This window comes from Marinobacterium lacunae (assembly GCF_000705555.1).
Lineage (GTDB): Bacteria > Pseudomonadota > Gammaproteobacteria > Pseudomonadales > Balneatricaceae > Marinobacterium_D > Marinobacterium_D lacunae.
The window spans coordinates 1-2,677 of the sequence record NZ_JMQN01000037.1 but is presented as its reverse complement, the minus strand read 5'-3'; the positions used below and the strand labels follow the sequence as shown (position 1 = coordinate 2,677).

Annotated in this window: 3 protein-coding genes; all 3 read right to left on the bottom strand. The window is 47.2% G+C overall.

The features are described 5' to 3' along the window. Positions 1 to 138: 138 nt before the first annotated feature. On the bottom strand, positions 139 to 423 hold the full coding sequence (locus ADIMK_RS21715) for a type VI secretion system PAAR protein (RefSeq protein ID WP_036188416.1): 285 nt from the start codon (positions 421 to 423) through the stop codon (positions 139 to 141). A gap of 29 nt (positions 424 to 452) precedes the next feature. Next, complete coding sequence (locus ADIMK_RS12050; protein WP_197027529.1) at positions 453 to 1,346, bottom strand: hypothetical protein; 894 nt, start codon at positions 1,344 to 1,346, stop codon at positions 453 to 455. Positions 1,347 to 1,439: 93 nt separating this feature from the next. Further along, the coding region (locus ADIMK_RS22120; RefSeq protein ID WP_051692906.1) for a hypothetical protein at positions 1,440 to 2,677 on the bottom strand (1,238 nt) is incomplete at its 5' end.

Genomic DNA, 2,677 nt, shown 5'->3' with positions numbered 1-2,677 from the left:
TATCCAATGTGAACGATGTCAGACATGGATCGGATTTAGTACACCCACAGGCGACGCCAATGGGATGGGGACAAGCTGTCATGGCACCTCCTATGCCGGAATCAAAACACTATCCTTTTATTCCAATATCAACTCAGCTCACCCTATGTTTACGCTTTCAGCACCTATAACTACACCACCGCAACTGACAGCATCGCCAGAGCGCGCCGCAGGCTTGCCATCAATCGATACAGTGCCGGAGCCCCCAACGATGCTGCGACCATGAGGCACGTGTTTTGGCTTAGAGTGCGGCGCCAACGGATCGCCCTGACGAGCCGCCGGTATCCCATCGATATTTACGCTCGGAAACCCTGAGGTGATTGGGGTTGGAGGAAAACCCGAATGGTCGGTTCCAATATCGCCTACCTTGGCTGCTTTGCTCATCTATACCAGTCCTTTGATTGTCGTTTTTATTATCGGGAGATCACGAGTCGGCCGTCTATTATTGAGAAGTAGGGGGTGAAACTGGTAACCCAATTCTGAGAATCGGAAGCAACCCGCAACGGCGAATGTCCTCGTTTATCTTCAAGCCTTACCAACTTTCCACCCATATATGATTTGAGTTGGTACTCATTCCAACTCCTAGGTTCAAGTACTTCAACGTCATCTGCATCATTCATTTCTCTCTCTATACCTATGGCATTGAAGAAATCTTCGGGTGATGATTGAAACCCCTCAGCCAGCGCTTTCTCTCTACTCGAAAGAGACCATGCTGCTTCCAATGCCTTGTAGTCTTTATTTTTCATAAGGTCTATAACTTCGATATAGGAACGTCTTAGTTTTTTCATATTGTCATTATTTTCAACAAAGGGCGTTGCGCGAGTCCACGCCCACTCAGGGATAGTCTTGATATATATATTTCTTTTAAAAGTCGTTGCCCTCCCTTCTTGTATTCCTGATAGATTTTCCAAATCTGTCCTGTGCATTTCAGGATATTTCTTTGAAGACGCAATCGAAGGACGACCATCTATAACATCTACGCTTAGGCTCGTAAGCTCTATAACTTCCATATCCTTTAGTGCCGCATTTACCACAGCTTCACATCTACCATTTTCTCTGTGCTCACTTCCTCCTTCATAAATATCTGCAGATGCAACAAGAAGCTCTAACTCATTATCACCTTTATGCAGAAACGCCGTGGCATTAAAGCCAGAAAAAAACGTACCATCCCTTGTGGAAAGATTATCAAGCTGCTCCATTCCGTTGATCACCCCCCCACAAAACATCTCTTTTGAATTCATATTTACAGTATAAATTATTTTATTACCCTCACTCACTTGGTCTATTACCATAGACTCCGTAGACATATCAACTTCTCCCTTACACCCAGAAGCCAAAAAAACGAAAAACAGAAAACAAAAATAACCAAGACATTCTTTTTTAAAATTAAAATTCCCCATTTACTTTTCACCTATCACAACTGTTCTCCATGAGGAGCTATCCTTTTTAATCGGTTCCGCCCATACCCACTCTTTTTTATAGCTTTCTTTCTTTTCTAATTTCTCATCTGACTTAATAGATTCCAAGGTTCTATTCCCATCTCCTGATTTTACGTCTTTGTTAACCTTCACTCCCCCCGAAACCGTAATTTCCACCTCGGCCTTGATGCCATTGTGGTACATCACCAGTTCCACAATCTCTTTTTCATTTTTGGCACCTTCATTCTTTTTAACCGTCTGTAACGCGCACTTGCCTTCCGCTATTACCTTGCCTTTCATCTCAAACGCGCCTTCGACGATCCACACCTTGGCTCCGCCGCGCACGTTCGCGTTGCCTGTCAGGGTAATGGTGCTCTCCGCCGAAAAGTCATATTCGGGGTGATCGCTGTCCATCGTGCGTTTGATGCTGCCTTCGGTTTCCAGCTTTGTCGCCAGCGCGATATTGAATTCGGCACCGACATAAGCGCCTTGTTGCCCGGACTTAACCTTTTCCTCCAGTATCTTCGCTTGCTCCCTGATTTCGGCGACGACTTTGTCGACCTTGAAATAAGCGGCGGCGGCCTGAACCAGGTCCAGTGTGATTGAGAATTCGAACAGCGGATTAAATCCGGCGCTCAGGGTCTGGTCGACGCCGAAAGATGTATCGGATTTGTGGCGTGTCTTGCCTTCTCCCTTCAGCGTGATCACCGGCGGCTTGAAGTCGAACGCCACCAGTTTGACCGTCTCTTTACCCCGGCTCTGGTAGGTACTGCTTTTGACCATCTCGATGGCACCGCTGATCGCACGGATCAGCTGTATCTCATCCCGAACCTCATTGAACGAACTCGACAGCTCCAGCTTGAGCGAACGTTTTGAAGAGGACAGGTTCGAGCGGGAGCCTTCCAGCTTCGAGCTGTATTTGGTTACATCGCCACCGGCGTTGACCTCAATCTCGCCCTCGATGCTAAAGCCCTGTGTAATCTCCTTGTCGGGAATGGCCAAACCACGATGGGTTCCTCCGGCCAATCGGGCTTCTCGCTCGTGCAAGCGTTGCTCATCATCGATCTTGGAACTCTTCTGCGAACACGAGAGTTTGACTTCAGTTTTCCAGCTGTATTGCGGATAGACCCATATGGATACGTCACCCGCCGATAACTGCCCTAATAACAGCGTCACTGTTGGATAATCGGGAAGCTGTAAGGGGGTCATCGGATGATGAT

Excerpts from the sequence above, each read along its gene's own strand:
- ADIMK_RS21715 (WP_036188416.1), bottom strand. The coding sequence starts at position 423 with ATGAGCAAAGCAGCCAAGGTAGGCGATATTGGAACCGACCATTCGGGT.
- ADIMK_RS12050 (WP_197027529.1), bottom strand. The coding sequence starts at position 1,346 with ATGTCTACGGAGTCTATGGTAATAGACCAAGTGAGTGAGGGTAATAAA.